Annotated in this window: 19 protein-coding genes; 7 read left to right on the top strand and 12 right to left on the bottom strand. The window is 51.1% G+C overall.

The features are described from left to right. The first annotated feature begins 67 nt into the window (after positions 1-67). Complete coding sequence (locus FRZ59_RS16515; protein ID WP_132130529.1) at positions 68-1,117, top strand: LacI family DNA-binding transcriptional regulator; 1,050 nt, start codon at positions 68-70, stop codon at positions 1,115-1,117. Between the two features lie 89 nt (positions 1,118-1,206). On the opposite strand, the gene FRZ59_RS16520 is transcribed toward FRZ59_RS16515, so the two are convergent. Next, the gene (locus FRZ59_RS16520) at positions 1,207-1,713 is read right to left on the bottom strand and encodes a DinB family protein (RefSeq protein WP_132130530.1); all 507 of its coding nucleotides are present in this window, start codon (positions 1,711-1,713) and stop codon (positions 1,207-1,209) included. Between the two features lie 166 nt (positions 1,714-1,879). Here FRZ59_RS16520 and FRZ59_RS19215 point away from each other — a divergent pair, with 166 nt between their 5' ends. Next, positions 1,880-3,415, top strand: a complete 1,536-nt coding sequence (locus FRZ59_RS19215) for a TonB-dependent receptor (protein ID WP_225975094.1) — start codon at positions 1,880-1,882, stop codon at positions 3,413-3,415. Then, positions 3,415-4,296, top strand: a complete 882-nt coding sequence (locus FRZ59_RS19220; RefSeq protein WP_225975095.1) for a TonB-dependent siderophore receptor — start codon at positions 3,415-3,417, stop codon at positions 4,294-4,296. The genes FRZ59_RS19215 and FRZ59_RS19220 overlap by 1 nt, the downstream gene beginning before the upstream one ends. 31 nt (positions 4,297-4,327) lie before the next feature. Here FRZ59_RS19220 and FRZ59_RS16530 read toward each other — a convergent pair whose 3' ends face one another. The 10 genes from FRZ59_RS16530 to FRZ59_RS16575 all read right to left on the bottom strand — a co-directional run bounded on the left by FRZ59_RS16530 (position 4,328) and on the right by FRZ59_RS16575 (position 17,766). Continuing rightward, complete coding sequence (locus FRZ59_RS16530; protein WP_132130531.1) at positions 4,328-5,326, bottom strand: ABC transporter permease; 999 nt, start codon at positions 5,324-5,326, stop codon at positions 4,328-4,330. Then, on the bottom strand, positions 5,274-6,242 hold the full coding sequence (locus FRZ59_RS16535) for an ABC transporter ATP-binding protein (protein ID WP_207910350.1): 969 nt from the start codon (positions 6,240-6,242) through the stop codon (positions 5,274-5,276). The genes FRZ59_RS16530 and FRZ59_RS16535 overlap by 53 nt, the downstream gene beginning before the upstream one ends. Before the next feature lie 2 nt (positions 6,243-6,244). Then, a complete protein-coding gene (locus FRZ59_RS16540; protein WP_132130532.1) occupies positions 6,245-7,351 on the bottom strand; it encodes a COG1470 family protein in 1,107 nt (368 codons plus the stop codon). Between the two features lie 334 nt (positions 7,352-7,685). Next, on the bottom strand, positions 7,686-8,795 hold the full coding sequence (locus tag FRZ59_RS16545; RefSeq protein WP_132130533.1) for a calcium:cation antiporter: 1,110 nt from the start codon (positions 8,793-8,795) through the stop codon (positions 7,686-7,688). A 63-nt stretch (positions 8,796-8,858) separates the two neighbouring features. After that, a complete protein-coding gene (locus tag FRZ59_RS16550) occupies positions 8,859-9,830 on the bottom strand; it encodes a glucosidase family protein (RefSeq protein WP_147698377.1) in 972 nt (323 codons plus the stop codon). Continuing rightward, complete coding sequence (locus FRZ59_RS16555) at positions 9,791-10,189, bottom strand: hypothetical protein (RefSeq protein ID WP_147698378.1); 399 nt, start codon at positions 10,187-10,189, stop codon at positions 9,791-9,793. Before FRZ59_RS16555 ends, FRZ59_RS16550 begins: the two co-directional genes overlap by 40 nt. A 27-nt stretch (positions 10,190-10,216) precedes the next feature. Continuing rightward, positions 10,217-11,431: a DUF4998 domain-containing protein gene (locus FRZ59_RS16560; RefSeq protein ID WP_132130535.1), complete on the bottom strand. Its 1,215-nt coding sequence runs from the start codon at positions 11,429-11,431 to the stop codon at positions 10,217-10,219. A 19-nt stretch (positions 11,432-11,450) separates the two neighbouring features. Beyond that, positions 11,451-12,638, bottom strand: a complete 1,188-nt coding sequence (locus tag FRZ59_RS16565) for a DUF5000 domain-containing lipoprotein (protein ID WP_132130536.1) — start codon at positions 12,636-12,638, stop codon at positions 11,451-11,453. Positions 12,639-12,665: 27 nt separating this feature from the next. Beyond that, positions 12,666-14,573 carry a RagB/SusD family nutrient uptake outer membrane protein gene (locus FRZ59_RS16570; protein WP_132130537.1) on the bottom strand — a complete coding sequence of 636 codons (1,908 nt, stop codon included), beginning with the start codon at positions 14,571-14,573 and terminating at the stop codon, positions 12,666-12,668. A 10-nt stretch (positions 14,574-14,583) separates the two neighbouring features. Then, a complete protein-coding gene (locus tag FRZ59_RS16575; protein WP_132130538.1) occupies positions 14,584-17,766 on the bottom strand; it encodes a SusC/RagA family TonB-linked outer membrane protein in 3,183 nt (1,060 codons plus the stop codon). 149 nt (positions 17,767-17,915) lie between these two features. Between FRZ59_RS16575 and FRZ59_RS16580 the strand changes: the two genes are divergently transcribed. The 4 genes from FRZ59_RS16580 (at position 17,916) to FRZ59_RS16595 (ending at position 21,413) form a co-directional block, all read left to right on the top strand. Continuing rightward, a complete protein-coding gene (locus FRZ59_RS16580) occupies positions 17,916-18,785 on the top strand; it encodes an AraC family transcriptional regulator (protein WP_158640659.1) in 870 nt (289 codons plus the stop codon). A 184-nt stretch (positions 18,786-18,969) separates the two neighbouring features. Continuing rightward, positions 18,970-19,596 (top strand): FMN-binding negative transcriptional regulator, encoded by a 627-nt coding sequence (locus FRZ59_RS16585; RefSeq protein ID WP_132130540.1) that lies wholly within the window; start codon positions 18,970-18,972, stop codon positions 19,594-19,596. Beyond that, a complete protein-coding gene (locus FRZ59_RS16590; protein WP_132130541.1) occupies positions 19,593-20,042 on the top strand; it encodes a DUF1440 domain-containing protein in 450 nt (149 codons plus the stop codon). The genes FRZ59_RS16585 and FRZ59_RS16590 overlap by 4 nt, the downstream gene beginning before the upstream one ends. Before the next feature lie 117 nt (positions 20,043-20,159). Further along, on the top strand, positions 20,160-21,413 hold the full coding sequence (locus tag FRZ59_RS16595) for an FAD-dependent oxidoreductase (protein WP_132130542.1): 1,254 nt from the start codon (positions 20,160-20,162) through the stop codon (positions 21,411-21,413). Here the strand turns inward: FRZ59_RS16595 and FRZ59_RS16600 are convergent. Beyond that, entirely contained in the window at positions 21,379-22,533 is a 1,155-nt protein-coding gene (locus FRZ59_RS16600; protein ID WP_225975096.1) for an alginate lyase family protein, read from the bottom strand. The genes FRZ59_RS16595 and FRZ59_RS16600 overlap by 35 nt on opposite strands. Positions 22,534-22,547: the final 14 nt, after the last annotated feature.

Consider the following 22,547-nt stretch of genomic DNA (forward strand, 5'->3'; position numbering starts at 1 on the left):
ATCGTTCCCGGCAACGTTCCCGGCAAAATTTCGTATATTTAAAGGTTATACTTTCTAACCGCAGCCAATGAGATATAGCGCCGTTACGATAAAAGACCTTGCCAGGGAACTGGGCGTTTCCACTTCCACCGTGTCACGTGCCCTGAGAGACAGCTACGAGATCAATCCGGAAACCAAGAAAATGGTGATGGAATGTGCAAAAAGGATGAATTATCAGCCCAACCCCATTGCATTAAGCCTGAAAGAGCGAAAAAGCAGATCCATTGGCGTGATTGTCAGCGAAATCGCCAATAGTTTTTTTTCCAAGGCAATAAACGGCATCGAATCCGCGGCGCATGAACGCGGGTATAATGTGATCATTGCGCAAACCCAGGAATCCTACCGGAAAGAACTCAGTATACTGGAATTCCTGGCTTCGCGGTCTATTGACGGCCTGCTGATCTCCATTGCTACCGAAACCAGGAACATGGAGCATTTCGCAGCCCTACACGCAAGAGGCTTGCCGTTGGTGTTTTTCGACAGGATCACGGAAGACATCAACACGCATACGGTCGTAGCGGATAATTTCCAGGGTTCATACGAGGCCACTTCGCATCTCATAGGGAACGGGTACCGCCGGATAGCGCATGTCACCAACTCAAAAAACCTCTCCATTACCCAGGAACGGCTCAAGGGTTACCGGCAGGCATTAAAAGATCATCAAATACCGGCGGATAAATCCTATGTCCAGTATTGTCATCACGGCGGAATGATCCACTCGGAGCTGGAAAACGCCTTTAATAACCTGATGGAACTCCGCCCGCTTCCCGATGCTATTTTTGCCGGCGGCGATAAGCTTACCACAGGCTGCCTGAAAATACTTCGTTCAAGGGGCATAAAGATTCCCGAAGAAATGGCGCTCGCAGGCTTTTCAAATTCCGATCTCGCGGAAGTAACCGAACCACCGCTGACCGTCGTAAAACAGCCCGCCTTTGAAATGGGACGAACCGCTACCGAACTGCTGCTGGAGCTTATTGAAAGTAAGCGGCCGGTAGAAGAATTTGAGAAAAGAAAATTCGCAACCCGGCTCCTGGTTCACCGCTCATCCATCCGGCCCGCACTTACTTCAATAGGTTGAAACACGCGCTCCTGCCCACGCCAGCTTTGACGGATCGATGAACTTACCGGCATCCCGGATTCTTCGTCATTGCACATTGCTTTTCAAGCTCAGGACAGCGAGCGCCGGATATTCTTCAGCTGGTGAATATGCCGCTGAGTATGATAAAGAACAAAGTTAAACGCTTCCAGGCGGGTCACATAACCCAGGACGGGCAGACTGAAACTGGTGCAGGTTTTGGTCAGATCCTCTTCCCGGACAGCCTCAAGAACACGCTGTTTGATCGTGGCCAAAGCATCCAATTGCGCCCGTTTTTCATGAACCTCCTTAACCGGTAATACAAAATCGGGGGATTTCATTTTCGTACTGAAATCCAGGAAGGTTGTCCGGATGCCGTCTACCATTTCATCAGGCTTTCTTTGCGTATCCATGCAGGCTCCCCGGATAAGTTCGAGAAAACCGGAGTTCGCCAGGATCATATGTTCGGCTACCTGTCCGGGTGTCCAGCTGCCTTCAAAGGGAACAAGATCAAGTTCTTCAGGCCGGAAAGCGCCCAGGGTTTCCGGGAATGCGAGAAGGGTTTCTTCAAGCTGTAGGTAAAGATCGGAATTCTTCATCTTTCGTATGATTTGTATATAAGTAAAATTACCATAGCCTGCGGAGATCGGAAAGGTGTAACTATGCCAGTTTAGGGGGTCGGATGCGACAATTTTCGCTAATAATTGGAAATCCGCGTATCCTGTATTTAATTTGCACCACTATTTATATTTAATCTAAATAAAAATGAAATACACCCTCCTTGCTTTTTTTATCAGTGTCTGCTTTATGGCCCGTGCGCAGGAAACCTCGCCCGGGGCCGCCGGTCAGGCTTTGACGGGAAATAACAACGCGCAGATCAGGGGCCGCATAGAAAGGCCGGACGGGACGGCGGTAGCCGGTGCAAATGTGTTACTTGAAGGCACCCGGCATACGGTTTTTACAGACGCAGACGGAAGATACCTCCTGGAAAATATTCGCCCGGGCGCCTACCTCCTGAAAATTATCGCATTGGGTGTGCCCCTTACCGAAAAACAGGTGAACCTGCAACGCGGAGAGCAGGAGGAACAGCACTTTACCCTCAAAAATGCCGCAGCCTTGCTGGATGAAGTGATCGTAACGGCAGATGCAGCGAGTTACAAGCCGGGCCGCCTTTCCAATTCGCTGCGATTGAACGAGCCGCTCCTGGAAGTGCCGCAGAACATCCAGGTGATTACTTCCGCCGTGCTGGCCGATCAGCAGATCATCAGCATGAGCGATCAGCTGATCCGCAATGTAAGCGGCGCTACCCGCGTGGAACATTGGGGCGATCTGTATACGAACATTACCATGCGCGGGACACAGATCCAGGCCTTCCGGAATGGGTTCAATGTGGTGAACTCCTATTGGGGCCCACTGACCGAGGACATGAGTTTTGTGGATCATATCGAATTCGTAAAGGGGCCCGCCGGCTTCATGCTTTCAAATGGCGATCCCAGCGGGCTCTATAACGTAGTGACAAAAAAACCAACCGGACAGGAAAAAGGTGAAGTGAATCTTACCCTGGGCAGTTTTGACCTTTTCAGGGCCACGCTCGACCTGGATGGCAGGCTGAGCAATGACGGGAAGTTGCTCTACCGGCTGAACCTGGCGGGGCAGAATAAGGGTTCTCACCGGGATTTTGAATTCAACGACCGCTACAGCATCGCGCCGGTGATTTCCTATCAAATAGACGAGGATACCAAAGTCACGGCCGAATACACGCTTCAGCATGCGAAAATGACCGATGTTGGCTCTTTTTATGTATTTGATACAGAAGGATACGCGACGCTCCCGGTAGGTTATACGCAGGTGGCGCCGGGCCTGGAGCCCACCCGCATCAATGATCATAGTGTTTTTCTGAATTTGCAGCACCGGTTAAGCCCCGGGTGGAATCTTACGGTGCAGGGCGCCTGGTTCAGTTACCAGCACGGGGGCACTTCCTTGTGGCCGGCCGCCGTCAATCCCGACGGCACCATGATCCGTTCTGCAGGGATCTGGGATGCGCAGAGCGAAATGACCATGGGCCAGGCATTCCTGAACGGCGAGCTTAGTACCGGGCCCGTGAAACACCGCATCCTGGCCGGGATAGACATGGGCAACAAGAACTACCAGGCCGACTGGGGACAGTCGCACCCCCTTGATACGGCCGGAGGCGGGGAGTTTCATATTCACGACCCTTATTACGGCGTACCGGCAAACGGCTACCCGGAATTTGACCGGGTTACCAGCCTGGAAGCAAGGGCCGTGACCGCCGGGGCTTAATGGACCAGCAATATACCGGCATCTACGTACAGGACGAGCTGGGTTTTCTTGATAACCGCATTCGTTTGACCCTCGCCGGACGTTACACCTACGTATCGCAGTCGGCCTGGGGAGATGCCGCAGAAACCGCGGAGCATTTTACGCCGCGCATCGGGCTTAGTGTTTCCATTGATAAATCCACTTCTTTTTATGCACTTTATGACCAGGCCTTTCTTCCGCAGAACGGCCTCCTGAGCGGCGGCGGCGAAGTAAAACCAATTACCGGCAACAATACCGAGCTGGGTATCAAAAAAGACTGGTTCGATAGCTGGAACACGACGCTGACCGTTTACAGGATCCTCAAGAAGAACGAACTGACCGCCGACCCCAACAGCCCGCCCAACTCGGGCCTGAGCATTGTGCTGGGCGAGAAAACCTCCCAGGGAGTGGAATTTGACCTCCGCGGAGAGATTACAAGGGGCCTTAACCTGGTGGCCAATTATGCCTATACGGATTCCAGGGTAACCGAAGTGGCGCCCGGCGTTCCTGATATCAGCGAAGACGATATTGTCCCCGGTTTTGCCGCACACACCATCAACGGCTGGCTGAGTTATCAGATCCAAACGGGGCCGCTCAAAGGGACAGGGATCTCCGCCGGCTTTACCAACCTTCTGGACAGGGCGACGGACTCATGGAGCGATTCCGATGTCAGGCTGCCTGATTATTTCCGGCTGGACGGCGGCTTATTCTGGCAGGGAGAGCATTTAAAGGTAACTGCTAATGTATTTAATATCCTGGATGAGTACCTCTACAGCGGCTCCTATTACTCATGGCTGAACGCCTTTTACTGGCAAACCGAAGCGCCCCGCAATTTCCGGCTAAGCGTGGGGTATCGGTTTTAACTGGCGGCCGGCGGCCTTCCCGGTGTTTCTGCTACCGCGAACGGATCTCTTTTTTCATAAAATATACATAGGAAAGCGCAAAACAGATCACGGTGACAGCGATAAGCCCGGTCAGCTGGGGCCAGACCAGCAACAGGCTTTGCCCCAGCGGCAGCGGGCTGGGAATAGCCCCCACCACCTGCGCCCTGGTAAGCGGGCCAAGGCTTCGAACCGAAGGCATCAGCAGGGTCAGCGTTGCATCGCTGAAAAGCTGACTGGGTGAAAGATCCTGCAGGAATAGAATAAATTTCTGGTGAGCCAGCATTTTTCCGGGGCCCGCCATTGCTCCGGGTTGGATGACCCTGGCGATCACGTTCACGATCATGCCGTAAAATACGCTGAAAAACACCCATACCGCAATGGCTGACAAGGCCGAAGTAGCCGCCTGGCGGAAACGCACCGAAAATAGGATCGACAGATTCAGCCAGAACGCCACATACAGGATACTGAGAAGAATGAATACCAGGATGCGCATAAATTCCCCGGGCGCAGGCGGGATCCCGATAGTGATCATTCCAAGCCCCGTCACCAGGAAGGCCAGCGCGAAAAACAAAACGCTGATCACTACCAGTGCAGCTACAAACTTGGCGTTGAGCAGGTAATCCCGGTGGATGGGCTGGGACATGATACGGCTGAGAGTTCCCTTGTTCTGCTCCGAGTTTACCGCGTCAAAGCCCAGGCCGATACCCAGCAAAGGCCCCAGGAAACCAACGAATACCACGTAAGAAGGGAGCGTCCCGTCCGTAATCGTGAATAACTTCAGGAAAAAGAAGGCGCCCTCGGGATCGTTTGGCTTTACCGCTTCCCCGATATTGGTCAGCGCAGTATAGAGCGAACCCAGGCAGGTTAACGCAATCAAGCCAATCAGAATAATAAAACGCCAGCTTCTCACATGGTCGGAGATTTCCTTGCTGACAATTACCCAAAAAGGATGATCATTAATTTTCTCTGCCTTCCTGGAAATAGCGGTGATATATGTCGTCAAGTCCATATTCTTTTCGATGCAAATAAGTTAAACCAATGCCGGATCCCACGATCAACCGGGCGATTTCCGGAGTGATATCCCGGGAGCAGCTAATGCGCAAAAGGTCTCCTTTCCCATTAACCGACACGATCCCATCCAGTTGTTCCAGGCTTGCCCTGAGCTGTTCCTGTCCTGCGGGAGCCGCGTTCCCGGCGGTAAAGGCAAGTCCGGCTTCGACAACAAACGGCTCGCCGGCAAACAGCTTCGCGGATAATTTTTGAATATCCCCTTCGGCAATCAGCTTTCCGCCCACGAATATGCCTACCCGGTCACATACTTGCTGGATCTGGTGCAGATGGTGCGAGGATAGTAGTACGGTGAGTCCTTCTTCCCTGCTAAGTTTTACGATAAGGCCCAGGAATTCCCGCACACCCTCGGGGTCCAGTCCCAGGGTGGGTTCGTCCAGGATGATCACGCGGGGATCCTTGATCAGTACATCGGCCAATCCCAGGCGCTGGCGCATGCCGCGGGAATAATTGCCGGTCTTCTTTCCTCCCTGTCCGGCGAGGCCCACTTTCCCGAGCATCCGTTCCGCCTTCGCTGCAGCTTCAGTTTCCGGCACTCCGTTCAGCCGCGCGGTATAGACAAGATTCTCCAGCCCGCTGAGTTCCTGGTAAAAGCCCATATCCTCCGGCAGGTATCCCACTTGTTTTTTCACCTCCGCCGGGTTATGGGTGGAATCAATGCCGCATACCCGCACCCGCCCTGAACTGGGTTCGGTGAGCCCGATCATCATTAAAATCGTTGTTGATTTTCCGGCGCCGTTGGGGCCCAGCAGGCCGAATATCTCTCCTCCGGAAACCGACAAACTAAGATGATCCACAGCGGTGAAGGACCCGTAGTTTTTTGTAAGGCCCTCCAGTTCTATAATTGACTGGTTCACGCTTACCTCCTTCCGTATTTGCGGAACAGCCGGAACACGCTTCCTAATGCGATCAGGATGATCAGGATACCTACCCATCCCCATAACATGGACGTTTTTACGGACACCCGGAAGGAAGCTTCGGAAGTAGCTTCCGGCGTATTGGCCCGGAGCGTGGTCACATAATCCCCCGCTATTGCTTTATTATCGGCGTTAATGGTAGCGGTCACGCTGGCTGTTTTGCCCGGTTCCAGCTGCGCAACACTTTCCGGCTCAAAAGCCACCTCCCAGTTCACGGGCGCAGAAGCGCTAAGGTCAATATCCTTGAGGGCGGAAGAACCTGTGTTCCTGACAATTAATTCAACTTTTTCATCACCGCCGGCGGTTATTTCAGTACTCAGCAAGCCGCTCGGAGTAGATAGTACCAGTTCATAGGATCCCGTGATCACCACTTCCAGGTCAAGCGAGGCCGATGTAGTGCTGGTGGCCGCCTTCACCGGTATCTTGTAGGTGCCTGCCTTGATCTGGTCAGGGGGATTCACTTCCACCGTGATGCTCGCAGTGGAATTCGGCGCTATATTCACAGAAGTAGCCTGTTTATAATTCGGTTTGAATACCACACCCCATCCCCGGGGCGCGTCCGCCCGCAGGGCATACAGCTGCTCGCCGGCCGTGCGGTTTCTTAATTCGGTATTAAAGGTAAAGGTGGCATCCGCCGCACCTTCCATATTTGGCTGCTCGCTGGTAAATTCCGTCTTAAAGGTACCCTGCTCGGATACCGTCACGGTAAGAGGAAGCACGTCCTGCCCCCCGGCCACCAGGTTGAAGGTATAGGTTCCCTTATCCACTTTCAGGGGAACATCCACAGTAAGGTCCAGGGTCTGTTTCTCTCCCGGCAACACGGAAAGCTGTTCCACGCTCCATCCGCCGGATTTGAGATCGTATTCCCAGCCTTCGGGAAGTTTTGACAGGGACAGGGAAGCTTTGCCGATCCCGCCGCCCTTATTAATAAGCTGAACAGCGTAATCGATCGACTCCCCCGGGGGAACCGAAATACTGGTATAAGGTGTGTAAAGAACAAGGCGCTGCGCACTGGCTGGCAGGCTTCCGGCAAACAACAGGCCGGTCATAAAAAAAGCAACGAAAAATTTGTACGGTCTTGTACAGATCAACATGAAGAATTCCTCCTTTTTTTTTAGTTAAAAAAACCAGTGGGTGGCAAATACAAGCAACACGTCACCAGAGAACGAATTAATCTGTTTTCAGCACAAAGGGATTGAAGTAATCGCTTATGTCATGCCCGACCCCTAACGGGAGGGTTAACATAGGATCTGGTTTCAGCAGGCCTAAGTTATAAATGCCATCCGGAAATTCAAAGAGACCGGGCAAAAAACATAAGTGTTCAGGCTTAACAGAACACCAGGCCCGGACCTCAGCGCATTCTTTTCGTTAATGTTGGGATCACTAAGGAAAGATCGTGGTAAACAAGTACACAGCCAGGATCACCAGCAATACGATACCCTGCAGGATATTCGTGCGTCCGGCATTAAATGATATACTTATCGTAAATAATGAAAGCAGCAAAAGCGCCGTGGATTTCGTATCAAGGCCAAGAGTAATTGTATACCCGGTAAAATAGGCCAGGATAGCTACTGCGGGAATAGTAAGCCCGATACTCGCCAGTGCAGAACCCAGGGCCAGGTTCAGGCTGGTTTGCAGCCGGTTTTTTCGTGCTGCCTTGATCGCCGCCAGCCCCTCAGGCAGTAAAATGACCGCTGCGATAATGATGCCCACGAGGCTCTGAGGAGCATTCAAGCTGTAAACAGCCGCCTCAATGGCAGGAGATAGTTTTTTTGAAAGCATTACCACCACCACCAGGGCTACCAGCAGAAAAATGAGGCTGCTAATCGCCGTGGCGACGGAAGGAGGTTCCATATGTGCTTCCTGATCGCCCGGATCTTTATCCTCGGGAAGAAAATAATCCCGGTGACGAACTGTCTGCGCCGCGACAAAACTGCCGTATAATACCAGGGACACCGCTGCGATGAACAGCAGCTGCCCCGTTGAATAATAAGGCCCCGGCGTGGTGGTCGTATAATTGGGCAGCACCAATGTCAGGATAGAAATAGCTGCGAGAGTGATCAGCGATGCGCTGACCCCTTTTTGAACGAATAACTGTTCCTTAAAACGGTAGCCGCCCAGGAGCAGGCACAAGCCAATTATGCCTGTAAGAATGATCATAATCGCGGCGAAAACGGTATCTCTTGCCAGGGCGGACCCCTCCGCTCCTTCCGACAGCATGATGGAGACGATCAGCGAAACCTCAATAATGGTAATGGCCAGCGCCAGGATAAGCGTTCCGAAAGGCTCGCCAACTTTATGCGCTACCACTTCTGCATGATGCACGGCAGCCAGTACGGCGCAAATAAGCAGCCCGCCCATGACCGCCATAAAGATCCCGCCTTCAAAATTTCCGGAAACAACCAATAAAGCGAGGCCAAGGCATGGGAAAACTACGGTCCATAAGGGCAGGGCGATCCTTAATCGCTTATTTAAAAAATATTCATGCGCCATCAATCGGGGGTTTGATGCCTAAAATAAGAATTTTATTGGACGGTGAGGCTCCCCGCTTCCGCCTCACATGCCTTTTAATACAATGTAAGGGCAGCTGACCGTCGTCAGGTAAACCGGTCCGCGGGTATAGCCTGAAGGGGAAAAACATTCGTAGGGAGCGTTGAAGCCCCTTCCCTTCCTGAAATCGTTTTTCCTTAATTCGGCGATGTATTCCTTTATTAGCTGTTTTGCAAGTTCCCGGTCCACCCTGGAAATGGCATAGCTTACCCAGCCGGAAGGCGTTCCCCAATAAGCCCCGTTCTGATAGGTATTCTTGGGAACGATCGCATTTTCCCATGCTGTCTGCCCGTTGAAGTCGTCTGTGGTGGGTACATGGCGGATGCTTCCTTTATAAGCCAGCGAGCCCTCTTTGTAAAGTTTTGCCAGGTGGCGGCACGCGCTTTCCATTTGTTCACCTTCCAGGATGCCCAGGTAAACGGCCAGGGCGGTTGCCCATACGTCGGGCTGGCCGCTGGTTCCGGTCGAGGCCAGCAGCATTCCCTGTTCATTCCGGAACAATCCGGGCAAGGCTTTTTTTATGGCCGCGGCTATTTCCCGATAGGCCCTGGCCTTTCCCTGGTTCCGCAGCTTTTCAAAAAGCGCGGAGAGCTGCATTGCCGCCCGGTATTTCAGAATGGAGGGGTAAACAAGATCACCGGTAATTCTTACAGCATCCCTGAAGCCGAAGTCCACCCCCCTGAAGCCCATCGTGGTGTACACAATATGGTTATCGCTCCTGGCCGGAGGAACTTTAAACGCGATCTCCAGGCGGTCGATGAGGCTGAAACCGTCTATTTCTTTCTCCAGGATCTTTTTATCCGAGGTTTGTTGCACATAGTAATGAGCCATATGTATAAAGTAGAACTGATCCCCGTAAGGAGGGAACTTCCCGAATTCCTCCACTCCCTGAGCTTCATAGTCGTAGGTACCGGGAAAGTAAATCGGCAGGAGGTCATCTACCCTGATATGGTCTGCGATAGCTCCAAAAGGCACCATGCTTCCCCTTTGGTTATCCAGGCCTGGTCGCATTGGGTGGATGCGGTGAGCAGCAGCATATGTTTTTGCTCTTCTTCGCTGATCAGGCCGCTTTCCAGGGTCATTGCATAATCCCTTATCCAGAAAGAGGGGTACGTTTCCCGGCCCCCGGGCCTTACCAGTATTCCTCCCGTATTATTTTTTCCAAAGGGGGCGGGAAGCGCCTGGCCCGGCAAGATGCGCGAGCTGTCCAGGACCGCCCTGGTGATACCTTCCAGGAATTCAAAATCGGACCCGTCAATAATACTGTGTTTATCCTGCCCCGGAACAAGCACAGGCGATAAAAGGCCGAAAAGCAAAAAAATATTAAACCTTCTCATTTATATATCTTAATTCGTTCAACCGGATTAAAACTCTCCCCGGAAACTGACTTCCATCATATGATTGCTGAGCGATCCCGACCAGTTTTCCAAAATCTTAATGCGAATGTACCTGACCCCGGGCGTATCTTCAGGAAAAGTAAAGCTTTCTCCGGCAGCACTGTAGTCGATGTCCTCCTGGGTCACAGAACCTAAGGGAAGGCCGGAGGGCTTGATGGATTCGCATTCAGCGAGTTTGACCCAGCCTGTAAAACTACCGTCAGGGGCAGGTTCATTGCTTCCCCATACCTCGAATCTCTTTAAATTCCCTGCGTTATAAGGCATACCTGCCCCCTGCCGTTGCCAGATCTTCATTTCACGAAGCACCGCTTTTACTCCCAGATCAAAGGTAAAATACTGGGGGAGCATCACTTCCGGCGTATGAAAGCCGCTTCCTTCCGCCGTATTGTGATCCCAGAGAAAAGGCAGCTCCCATCCCCAGGCGCTTCCAACGTCACCGGGAAGATAAACCGGGCTGAACCTTGATTTATCCAGTTCGCGGTAAGTCATCTCCGGTGCCGGAATGATTGCATAATCCGTGCGGAATGTATCAATGGCGCCGGTATCGGGCAGGTGCAATGTCCGGTAGCGAATGTCGGTGCCGGCTTTGTAAGAAGGTAAACGGGTTAAAGAAGTATCTTTAGGTACGAAAAGGTCCCGCTCCGCGCCATCGCCGGCCGTGTAAAGGACTTCCACGCCCGCTTCCAGCCCTTCGGACTCATGCCATTTTATACTTGCAAAACCCGATCCGGCTATGAACTCTGTCCGTTCTACCGCCCTGTTAAGCAGGGTACTCCTGTAATTGTTACCATATGCATTTGCCTGCGCAAGAGAAGGAATAGAAACGTTGTGATCTTCATCGTAAGAAACGACGCTGAATTCATAAGTACCTTCTTCCAGATCGGAAATAGTCACGCTGTTGGTGTCCGGAACATTGAGGTTGCCGGCATGTGTTGCAGGTACGCGGACCGAATCATTCCCCTGGTTCCAGAATACATTGAAGTAGACGATCCTGGGATCTGTAGTGAGCCAGGTAAGCAATACCCGTTTTTCTCCCGGGTAAGCCCTGATCGAATCCGCCCTGGCAGGATAAATGATCTCGCCGTTAGACATATAATCTTTATATTCTTCGGATTTACTGCAGGCGGCGAGAATAACCAGCGCCATAGCCATACAGAGGTTCCATGTATATTGCGTTTTCATTTGATTATTTTTTAAACAATTATTTTGCTTCGGCGCCCCAGAAAGCGACCTGCATAATATAGAAGCTTTCCGCCCCGCTCCAGGTCTCGAGTACTTTGATCCGGATATATTTCACGGCCGGAGTTCCCGCCGGGAATACAAATTCCTCTCCGGCCCCTACCAGCGCCAGGTCTTCCGTGGAATTTTCACCCATGGGCAAGCCGGAAGGTTTCACCGATTCTCCTTCCAGTAATTTTGTCCAGCCCTCCCAGCTTCCGTCCGAGGCAGGTTCATTGCTTCCCCATATCTCAAACTTTTTAATATTTCGGTCGGTAAACGCTACCCAGCTTCCCCTTTGCCAGAACCTGAACCTGCTAAGCTTCGCTTTTACGCCAAGGCTGAATGTGAACCATTGCGGCCATTCCCCCGGAGCCGTGTGAAAACCCGGCTTATCCACGTTGGTGTTATTGACGATAATCCCGTCCCAGATATTGGGCATAACCCAGCCCCAGGCCGGGGCCTGATCCGTAGGAAGGACATATTCGCGAAACTGTGTACGGTCCAGCTGCTTTTCAAAGATGGGTTTCAACTCCTTTACCAAGGTATCTGACCTGTTATCCCAGCGATCCTTTACGTAAACTGCGAATTCCCTGCTGAGAGTGTCATAGCCCCGGACCGAAAAATAGCCGGCCGGCTTTTGCGTGTAGTAAATATCGGCCGTCTGCCAGTCGCCCGCCTTGTCCTTTGTCAGCATAATGATATTCAGCTCCCCTTCCGCGGAATTTTCGAAGCTCACGGTAGCTCCGCCGAAATCTGCATTAAGATCCAGGGAGGCGTAGGCTTCCATTACAGGAGGCATCAGCGGCTTTACCTTTATATGGACAGGTTCAGATACCTTTTCGCTACGACTTACCGCATAAATATTCACGTTGTATGCTGTCGTATCGCCGAATCCCTGTATTTCCATGTAATTCTGGTAAAAGGAGGCCTTGGTTTCCCTTATCTCCCCGTTAATTTCAACTTCAGCCTTTACATAAAGAAGATTTTTATCGGCAGGAAGCTTATAGGTCAGCTTCACGGCTCCCGGAAGCGGCTCCACGGTGATATTGGAAACAGGCCCCGGGGCCGGCGTCCCGGCGTCAAAGGGGCCGATGGCGTTTTCTTTACAAGCTGTCAAAAAAAGACAGCAGCCCAGGAAAACCGGAAGAAAGTATTTTTGCATGTTCATATTAATCAAATTAATATCGGAGGTAAACTACCATCCTGGATTTTGAACCAATTTTTTATTCCTTATCAGGCTTCCTTCACTGATGGGCCAGAAATATTCCTTCGTCGTAAATTGACGGGTAAACAAGGTCCTGACCCTGTAATAAAGCTCCGGCTCCTGCTGCGCAATGTCCCAACCCTGAATATTTCCGCTGAAGGCTTCCCGGGCTTTCTTCCATCGCCGGATATCCCAGTAACGGTGTCCTTCAAAAGCAAGTTCTATGAGCCGTTCCTGGTGAATAATACTTCTGAAACCCTGTTTGGTAGTATATTTTGCACTTTCCCGGGAATAGGTGGACCAGGACTCCTCTACGGATTTCAGGCCCGCCCTTTCGCGGACAAGGTTAATCCATTTATATGCTTCCGGCGAAGGGCCGGAATATTCATTCAAGGCCTCCGCATATAGCAGGTACAGGTCCGCCAGCCTCATGACCGGCCAGGGATAGGAAACGATACTATAGCCGCCGCCATCGCCCGGCTGGAGCAAGTTCTGAAAATGCACTAATTTTTTAGGCCAGTAGCCGGTCACAGAGAATAATGAAACGGATAAACGTCCCGAATATCCTCCCGCCCTTGCATTCAGCGTCCAGGCATTATTATCGTCATATTGCCCCTGTCCGTACCAGGTTCCCCCGTCAAAGCCAAGGCTGGCGTAAAAGCGGCTCTCCCTGTCAAAATGCAGGGAAGCCGTCGGATAGCCTTCCTGCAGGTTGTATCTATCTTCTGCCGCGGCAGTTTTTATCGCGTACCTGTTTTCATAATCCCAGCTGATGTCTTCACTAATGGGGACGCCGTTTTCCGTGTAAAACAACTCGGCGATCTTTAATGTCGGTGCAAGCAGCGACCGTGCCCCCGCGTTATTGATCTTTTCGGGATCAACCCGCGCCTGTGAAAGAGCCTGCATCGTATTGGAAAGACTGTTCGTATTTCCCCAGATGATCTCGCTGTTCCATCGTTCGGCCACGCTGTTCCGTATACTCATCTTAGTGGCAGTGACCTCTGAAATAGGATTGGAGAGTACGGAAGGGTTAAAAACATACAGCTCCAGTCCGGCTGATTGGCAGGCTTCAATCGCCTCCTTACAAGCATCCGCCGCTCTTTTCCACTTTTCCGGATCATAGGCCGAACTAAATAACAATTCTCCGTCCGGGTTCCCGAAAGAGGCGTAATCCGAATTGCCGTTAAAGAGGGGGCTTGCCGCTTCAACCAGGATCTTTGCTTTTACCGACAAGAGTACAAGCCGTGTAATTCTGCCATGCTCGTCGTTCTCGTTCTCAAGGACAAGAGGAAGGTCAGGGGCCGCCTCGTCCAGCAAAGCGATCACATAATTAAAAACGGAGTCGACGGGTTCTCTTTTTACCTGCACCTCATCCACGCCGGTGGAAATATCCAGGTTCTCCCGGATGATGGGTACGGGGCCGTACATTCTGAGCAGCCAGAAATGATAATAGGCCTTCAGGAATTTCGCCTCGGCGATCCATCTTCTTTTTTCACGCTCCTGCATCCCCGGAACGGTGGCAATATTTTCCAGGAAAATATTGCAGTCACGCAATCCCTGGAACAAGGGCTGCCCTCCGTCCCGTCCTTCCCAATAATTCAATCTCGGGTTCACAATCCCCTGGTTTCCCCGCGCCAGGTACTCGAAAGGATCGTTATAATAGAACTGGGGAGTTTGCGGATAAGGCAGCCAGAACTCGTCGCCCGCGACAAATGTATTAGTGGCCGGATCGCCATGACCTGGCATATAGGAATAACAGGTAAAGAGGTACTTCTCCGCTGTCGTTCGGCTGGTAAAGGCATTTTCTATCGTTGCCACTCCATCGGGAACCACATCCAGGTATTTCCCGCAGGAGCAAAGCATCGTGGAAAGCACCGATATATATAGAATAAATTTCATATTGTTCAGATTATAATGTTACGTGAACGCCCAGGTTCAGGACGCGTTGTACGGGATAGCCAAGTCCATAGCCGCCCATTTCCACATCCCATAACTTAAACTTGCTGATGACGAACAGGTTGGTTCCGTTCAGGTAAAACCGTGCGTTGGAAATACCGATTCTTTCCATCGCGCGCTCCGGAAGGGTGTATCCCAATTCCACGGATTTCAGCCGCAGAAAATCACCATCCCTCATAAACCAGTTGCTGCGCTGCACATTGTTTTCATTGACCGTGGGGCTCAGCCTGGGCCATAAGGCATAACTGTTCCGGTTTTCCTCCGACCAATAACTATCCGCGTATGCTTTCAGCAGTTGCGTTTCATTATTAAAGGGGGAAGTAGCTTCCGCATCTATCCAGAAGGAAGAGCGGGCGGAACCCTGGAAGAAACAGGACAGGTCAAAGCGCTTAAAGCCGGTGGAAAAGCCGAAGCCATAAATAATCTCCGGGTCAGTTGGATGCCCCATTGCCACCTGGTCGCGCTCGGTGATCTGACCGTCACCATTGACATCGCGGTATTTGATATCCCCTCCGCCGTAGGTTCCGAAATTCTGCCTGGGTGAATTAAACGTTTCCTCGTCATCCACAAACAGGCGTTCGGCAATATATCCCCAGTACTGAGACAGGGGATAACCTACCCGGGACCTATAGGCTTCCTCGTATTGCGGCTCTTCATAGACTTTGAACTCGCTGGCCGCCAGCGTAAAGTTGCCGCGTACCTTCAGCCAGAAATCATCCCGGAAGAAGTTTGAATACGTGAAAGACCCGTCAATGCCCTGGGAAGCGGCCTCACCTACATTTGCGCGTACGACTGCCGAGAGCCCCATGGTTTCCGGGATGGACTCCCTGTCCATCAGGATATTGGACCTGTATTCATGGAAGTAGTCGGCTTCCAGGGTAAACTTGTCCTTAATTTCAAGTTCTATCCCGATATTGGTCTTTTTCGCCTCCTCCCAGGTGATATTCCGGTTTGAATACCGGGAAACATCCACCCCGGTCCGGTGATAGCCATTCAAGGTACCAAAGGTGGCATCCCTGTCCGCGGATTCCATGTCAACGTTTGAGAGATAGAAGAAGCGGTCGTATTCGCTTCCGATTGCATCGTTCCCTACCAAACCATAGGTTGCCCGGATCTTCAGCAGCGAGATCACCGGCCGCACAGGCTCCCAGAATTTTTCATTGGAAATATTCCAGGCCACTCCCGCAGAAGGGAAAAACCCGAAACGCTGCGATTTATGAAAACGCTCCGAGCCGTTATACCCGAAATTAAATTCGGCATAGTACCTGCTGTCATAAGAATAGGTAGCCCGCCCGGATATCCCGGCGTTCCGGAAAGGCAGCGACCGCTGTAAATCCCCGGCGTTTCCGGAAAGCCGGTTGCGGATGATCCCGATCAGCATAGCGCTGAGATCGTGCTTTTCGGTAAACAGCCGCTGGTAAGTGAGAGAAGCCTGAAGGTAGGTCGTTGATTCGATATCCTTGGCTCCTCCAACCCAGTCGAGGTATTCTTCCCCTTCCGTTTCATTTAAGCCGGCCAGCTGATAGGAATCCGTAAAGCGGTCGTAGCCTCCGATCGTATAATAAAAAGGCACGTACTGCCGCGTTACATCAAAATAAGAATACCTGGAAGTATTGAAGATAGCGCCGCCCTTTAATCCCTTTGCGATAAAAGAAAAGTCCTGTTCCACTTCAAACTGGGCATGAAGCTGCGATCTTGAATATTCCTTATAGCCTTTCACCAGGTTCGCATAAGGATTTACGTAGTTTGCATCCGTCCCAAAATTGCCAAACAGGACATGCTCTATATGGCTGTGCGCCTCATCCGCCTCATAAAAGGCAGGAAAAAGAACAGGGTTAGTATGCATCACCTGGTGATAGACATCACTCCCGCCGTTAATAGGCCCGATGTAATCGTCAAAATTGCCGGAAAGGCGTACCACCACTTCCGTGGTTTTGGTCATATCTATATTGATATTCGACCTTAAACCGTATGTTTTCAGGTTTACATTGCTGTTAAAATTATTCCGGCCGTCTACTTTCAGCACGCCGTTATCCTGGTTAAACGTTCCGGCCAGGTAATAACGGGCAACTTTTCCACCTCCGCTTGCGTTCATATTGAATCGCTGGTTGAGCGTGTAATCTTTAAAAAGCGCATCCTGCCAATCTGTAGCCGGGTACACATAGGGATTCCCGCCGGCAGCCGTCCTGTCTATTTTACTCTGTAAATAAGGCTGGGGAGCCAGCGCATTCCTGGTCAGTACGGCTTCGTTCCCCATTTCCATATAGGTGATCGGATCTGCAAGTTCAATATTCCGTGTGGGGGCGGAAATCGAATTTTCCAAACGCATTGATATGCTTATTTTCCCTTCCTTTCCCTCCTTGGTCGTTATCAGGATAACACCGTTGGCTCCCCTGGCTCCATACAAGGAAGTGGCGGTTGCATCTTTCAATATGGAAAAACTGGCAATATTATCCGGCTGAAGACGCGCAAGTTCTGTGGAACTTACTTCAATCCCGTCGATAAGTATCAGCGGATCCTTTTTATACCCGAAAGTAGTTACTCCGCGAATAAAAAAGTCGGCATTGTCGGCCCCGGGCTCCCCGCTGCGCTGGTAGGCGATCATGCCCGATATTTGCCCGGCCAGCGCCGTGGTGAGGTTACTGGACGGGATTTTGAGATCGGAAGGATTCACCGTAGTGACCGCACCTATCACATCCTCTTTCTTTTGTTCTCCAAACGCGACCACCACCACTTCCTCAAGCGCAGCAGTATTTATTTTTAACTGCACCTGCAGCTCCGGCCTGCCCATTACCGGCACTTCAAGCGTGGTATATCCGATCAATTCGAACAGCAGGGTGGCATTCTTATCGGGAATCTCAAGAATGAACTTGCCGTTCTGATCAGTAGCCGTGCCAATATTGGGGCTACCTTTTACTGAAATGGCTACACCCGGCAGAAGCCCCACCGAATCGCTTACCGTTCCCTTGATCTCAATACCTGCAGAATCCACGGCCGCCTCCCTGACTGCTCCTGCAGACAGTATTTCGTATTTGCTTGCCTCCACAGCAGTCGCATTAAAGCTGTAAATACCGCTGACGAGTAAAACAAAAAGAAAATAGCCGCCGAAATGAATTCTTAGTATTTTTCTTTTCATAAAAATTGGACTTAAGTTTAGCGCCAAATGTATCTTATATTACACCGGGGCGCCTACACATTTCTTACTGTACGCCAATACAATTTTGACCGATATTATCCCATAATCATTTATTTTAATTATAATCGTATAGAAAAAGGATGATCGGAATGAAAGCAATTCTCCAGAAAGTGCCGGTATCACCGGATTCTTCTTTTGCCGTGCAGGAATTCAGGTCATCTTATTTTGATGTTCCCTGGCATTTCCATCCTGAATATGAACTGGTACTGGTAATCAAAAGCGAGGGAAAACGGTTCGTGGGTGACCATATAGCGAACTTCGCGCCGGGAGACCTTGTCCTGTTAGGCTCCAATCTTCCTCACTGGTACAGAAATGACGCGGCCTATTATCAAAACGACCCGAACCTGGAAGCGGTATCAATCGTTGTCCAGTTTACGAGAGGCTTTATCGGCGATGCTTTTCTTCAGAGCCCGGAAGCGCAAAAGATCAGGCAGTTATTTGACAGGGCCGCAATGGGCCTGGAGATCGGCGGGGAAGCCCGGGACCGGGTCAGCTCCATGATGAAGGAATTTCATTCCCTGGAAGGAATGAACAAGTTGCTTCAGCTATTGACCATCCTGAACCACCTGGCCAGCTCCGGCGAATGCAGCGCCCTTTCCCATCAGCAGCTGACGAAGCTGAATATTGAAGATTCAAAACGTATCAATAAAATTTATGAATATGTCATGCAGCACTTTACGGAACCTATTTCTACTGAAGACGTGTCAAACCAGGTAAATATGTGTTCGGCGGCATTTTGCCGCTATTTTAAAAAAAGAACACAGAAAACATTTATTACTTTCTTAAACGAGATCAGAGTTGGCCATGCCTGCAGGCTGCTCGCTAATCACGACCTTCATATTACGGAAATTTGCTACAAAAGCGGATATAACAATGTATCTCATTTTAACAGGCAGTTCAAAGCCCTTAAAAACATGACCCCTCAGGCTTTCCGCAAGCACCACTTCAATAATTTCTGAAAGCTAATCCGGCAACTCTCTGAAGGCTACATTCCGGTAAAAAACTTCGGCATATTCTGATTGCAGCAGGATTTTGCCGCTTACCGAATCGATATGAATACGGGTATTGGGAGGGATCCTGTTCTGATGAGAGATTTGAAAGACGAAAAATGTTTGTATTTTTAAGCTGATTCCCTCTTACAAAATGTACATCCCGCAGGGCAATTTGGCAACAGATACAGGCGAAATAACCGCATTCATGCAGCGGTTCAGTTTTGCCGCAATTATTACGGCCAGGAATGGGCTTCCCCTGGCAACGCATTTACCTTTTGTTGTCGTGACAAATGGCAACGACATTCTGTTAAGGTCACATTTTGCCAGGGCAAACAGCCAGTGGCAGGAAATTCAGGATAACAAAGAAGTATTGGTGATTTTTTCGGAACCGCATGCCTATATTTCCCCTAAGCATTACGAAAAGGAATTAAATGTCCCTACCTGGAATTACATCGCCGTGCATGCTTATGGCCAGGGCCGCATAATCAGTGAAACAGCAGCGGCATTCGCCTTGCTGGAGCAAACAATCAATACTTACGAGGCCGAATATAAACGCCAATGGGACAGCTTACCATCCGATTATCGCTTAAGAATGTTAAAGGGAATTGTAGCTTTTGAAATTGCCGTTACGGACCTGCAGGCCAAGAAGAAATTGAGTCAGAACAAAACGGAGAACGAACAGCGGCGGATTATTGACAGCTTAGCGAAGAGCGGGCGGGATAATGAACAGCAAATTGCGCAATATATGCAGGAAAACCTGAAGGGCCGGCACGTATGATGTCAAAAACGAAAACGATAATACTTACTGGTCTTTTAGCCGGCACGCTGGATATTTTGTGCGCTATTTTCATTTTGGCAAATGGAAATGCAGAAGGCGTATTCCGTTTCATTGCACAGGGAGCTTTCGGGCCAGCCGCTTATGAAGGCGGAGCCGGGATGATCTTTTTCGGGGGCCTGTTCCATTACCTGATCGCTTTTTCATTTACCCTGGCCTATTTTATCCTTTCACCGCATATCTTTTTCCTTAGAAAACGCCCGGTTGCCGGCGGCTTGCTTTATGGGATATTCGTCTGGTGTTTTATGAATTATATCGTACTGCCGCTTAGCCTGAATCCTCCGGGCGCATTTAGGATAGAGGCCGCCTATAAAAACATCCTGATTTTGATGTTTGCCGTTGGTTTGCCGATTGCGCTGATGGCCCATAAGTATTACCGTTCGCGATAGCTCCGGAATCCTGGGTTCTCCAACAAAATTTGCCTTTCCGAAAAATAGATCCTATATTTGACTGACCGGTCGGTTTGTTTGTAGTTTGCGTATCCTGGCCGGTTCAACTCCTGTAATATGTTAAAGCAGACAACTCTTAGCCAGCAATATGAACAAGCACGTGACGACAGTCTCCGGGTACTGATCGTTGGCGCCGGTATCGCCGGCATAACGGCAGCACAGATGCTGCGAAAAGACGGCCGGCACCCGGTTCTCATTGAACGAAATACTGGCAATACCCACCCCGGTTATATGCTGGCGCTCATGCCGATGGCGGATGCGGTATTGGATGACCTGGAGGTTCGGGCGCAATACCGTGAGCGAAGCGTGGCATTAAGCCGCTACCGGGTTCACACGCATAAAGGCAAGCTGATCCGGGAAGATTCCATGGCGGAAATATTGGATCGTTACGGTGACTATCGCGGTATCTCCCGGGGCGAATTACTGGAAGTGTTGACGACCGAAGGATGTGACGTAGCTTTTAATACAACCGTAACCGCCATACAAGAGTCTGATGGCGTATCCAATGTGCTACTTAAAACGGGTGATACTTTTCAGGAGCTGAAATTTGATATCGTCATCATCGCCGACGGCATTCATTCCTCCACGCGCAGTCTGGTACTGGGCGAACGTAAAATAAATACCGTGGATACCAAATGGGGCGGCTGGGTAGTCTGGGCGCCGGAAGATGCCGATAAGGACCTTGGCGAAGAACTCTGGGGAGCGGGTTTTTTCTTAGGCGTTTACCCGGTCAAAGGCAATCTGGGCGTTTTTCTGGGAGGCCCCCGCAAGGATACACAAGCCGGCCCTGGCCCCTTTGTCGGGGAAGTCCGGAAAAAGTTGTCCACGATCTCTCCCCGCGCCGAAAGCTGTTTGCAAGCTGTCACTAAAGCATCCGATCCGTATTATTGGCCGTTGAACGATTGCCGGTGTCCTCAATGGGCTTTCAGCCGTACCATCCTCCTCGGCGATGCTGCGGCGGGCTTTTTGCCTACTGCAGGCATCGGGGCAGGTATGGCGATGGAATCCGCATGGGTGCTTACACGTATGCTGCGACATGCTACCGGGGAAAATGTAAGAACGCTTCTTCGGGCATATGAAGAATCGCAGCGTCCAAGAGTGGAGGCGGCCCAGGGGAATTCCCGCGGCCTGGCAAAGATGATGTTTCACCGGAGCAAGGCGCTGGCCATCCTGCGCGAGCTGATGTTGCGGCTGGTCAGCGTGGAAGCGGCCATCAGGCCCATCCGGAAACTGGTTGCCAGTAAGCCGGATCCTGACCGCATAGCAGCAAATTGCCTCAGTGGGCAGCAATTCCAGCATTCAGCCAGATAAGGGGATGCCTCACGGGCAGATTGCGGATCACTTCTTCCACTTCCGGTGAATGATCCAGCGATTTCCAGGTCTCCAGCCAGCGCCGGTTGTCAAATGCTGCCGCCCCGAAGGCCAGGAAAGGGTGCGCTACCGGCCAATGGTCCCAGTACATCACATCGGGCGGATAAGGCCAGGCAGATTTATCTGCCACGTAGGGATAAAGGAATCCGATCCCTTTTTTAATGGAACGGCCGTCCGCCGTTTGGTATTCCCATAGATTGTCCTCCGGAACCGATAATATCTGGCAGATCATGGTCATGGCATCCAGGTTGAAAAGCGAATAACCATAGGGCTTTGTCCGGTCCAGCTCCCGCGGAAAGCTGCCGTCGGCGCCCATCTGATCCGGCAGGAGTACGTTTTTGTAGCGCTCACGGCAAAACTCCATTACTTCCCGGTTTCCCGTCAGTTTGGCAAAGGAAGCTACCTGCATGACCCAGCAGGTGCCGTGATTGTTTTCGGCTTCCATTTCATCCTTTCCATAAGGATGGCTGGTAAGCCAGTTAATATATTCCTCGAACCAGCCTTTTATACCAGCAAGCGCCTTTTTATCAAATGCAGCCGAACTTTGCATGGCCAGGACACCCTGGGCCACTTCCATCAGGTGAATGGTATCGATAATGCCTATCCCCCTTCCTGTAACCCTTCCTTTGATAGCCTGGGCGTATAACAGGTTCGGGTTCATCAAGGTTTCGGGATTGGTAAACCAGGCTTGAAGGTGCAGCAAGGCATGTTTTACATATCTTTCTTCGCCGGTAAGCCGGTAGGCGGATGCCAGCGCCCCGATGATCCGGCTGAAACGGATCATTGCATGCCGGTGTGCCACGAAATTATCAGGGTTGGTCATGCCGTCGCGGCGGATATAGGGACCATCCGGGTTCTCCGGATCAGGCCACCAGTAATCCCCTTCTGAATAAAAATCGTGCTTCCCGCCGGCGCTGCGCACCGAAACATTCGCGGTTACGGTTGCCGGCTCCTGCTCCAGCGCCCAGGCGGCTTCCTGTATAACCTGCTCCCGGAGTACGTCCTCCATTTCTTTTTCGAATGCCGCCGCTATCTCCGGTTGCTGAGCCCTCGTTTGCACACAGCTTGCGATAT

The organism is Anseongella ginsenosidimutans, assembly GCF_008033235.1.
GTDB lineage: Bacteria > Bacteroidota > Bacteroidia > Sphingobacteriales > Sphingobacteriaceae > Anseongella > Anseongella ginsenosidimutans.

Bases quoted from the DNA above. Each gene is read 5' to 3' on its own strand.
- FRZ59_RS16590 (WP_132130541.1), top strand. From the start codon at position 19,593: ATGATGTCAAAAACGAAAACGATAATACTTACTGGTCTTTTAGCCGGC.
- FRZ59_RS16595 (WP_132130542.1), top strand. From the start codon at position 20,160: ATGTTAAAGCAGACAACTCTTAGCCAGCAATATGAACAAGCACGTGAC.
- FRZ59_RS16530 (WP_132130531.1), bottom strand. From the start codon at position 5,326: ATGGACTTGACGACATATATCACCGCTATTTCCAGGAAGGCAGAGAAA.
- FRZ59_RS16520 (WP_132130530.1), bottom strand. From the start codon at position 1,713: ATGAAGAATTCCGATCTTTACCTACAGCTTGAAGAAACCCTTCTCGCA.
- FRZ59_RS16585 (WP_132130540.1), top strand. From the start codon at position 18,970: ATGTACATCCCGCAGGGCAATTTGGCAACAGATACAGGCGAAATAACC.
- FRZ59_RS16570 (WP_132130537.1), bottom strand. From the start codon at position 14,573: ATGAAATTTATTCTATATATATCGGTGCTTTCCACGATGCTTTGCTCC.
- FRZ59_RS19215 (WP_225975094.1), top strand. From the start codon at position 1,880: ATGAAATACACCCTCCTTGCTTTTTTTATCAGTGTCTGCTTTATGGCC.
- FRZ59_RS16550 (WP_147698377.1), bottom strand. From the start codon at position 9,830: ATGGTGCCTTTTGGAGCTATCGCAGACCATATCAGGGTAGATGACCTC.
- FRZ59_RS16575 (WP_132130538.1), bottom strand. From the start codon at position 17,766: ATGAAAAGAAAAATACTAAGAATTCATTTCGGCGGCTATTTTCTTTTT.
- FRZ59_RS16580 (WP_158640659.1), top strand. From the start codon at position 17,916: ATGAAAGCAATTCTCCAGAAAGTGCCGGTATCACCGGATTCTTCTTTT.
- FRZ59_RS19220 (WP_225975095.1), top strand. From the start codon at position 3,415: ATGGACCAGCAATATACCGGCATCTACGTACAGGACGAGCTGGGTTTT.
- FRZ59_RS16565 (WP_132130536.1), bottom strand. From the start codon at position 12,638: ATGAACATGCAAAAATACTTTCTTCCGGTTTTCCTGGGCTGCTGTCTT.
- FRZ59_RS16555 (WP_147698378.1), bottom strand. From the start codon at position 10,189: ATGAGAAGGTTTAATATTTTTTTGCTTTTCGGCCTTTTATCGCCTGTG.
- FRZ59_RS16545 (WP_132130533.1), bottom strand. From the start codon at position 8,795: ATGGCGCATGAATATTTTTTAAATAAGCGATTAAGGATCGCCCTGCCC.
- FRZ59_RS16515 (WP_132130529.1), top strand. From the start codon at position 68: ATGAGATATAGCGCCGTTACGATAAAAGACCTTGCCAGGGAACTGGGC.
- FRZ59_RS16540 (WP_132130532.1), bottom strand. From the start codon at position 7,351: ATGACCGGCCTGTTGTTTGCCGGAAGCCTGCCAGCCAGTGCGCAGCGC.
- FRZ59_RS16560 (WP_132130535.1), bottom strand. From the start codon at position 11,431: ATGAAAACGCAATATACATGGAACCTCTGTATGGCTATGGCGCTGGTT.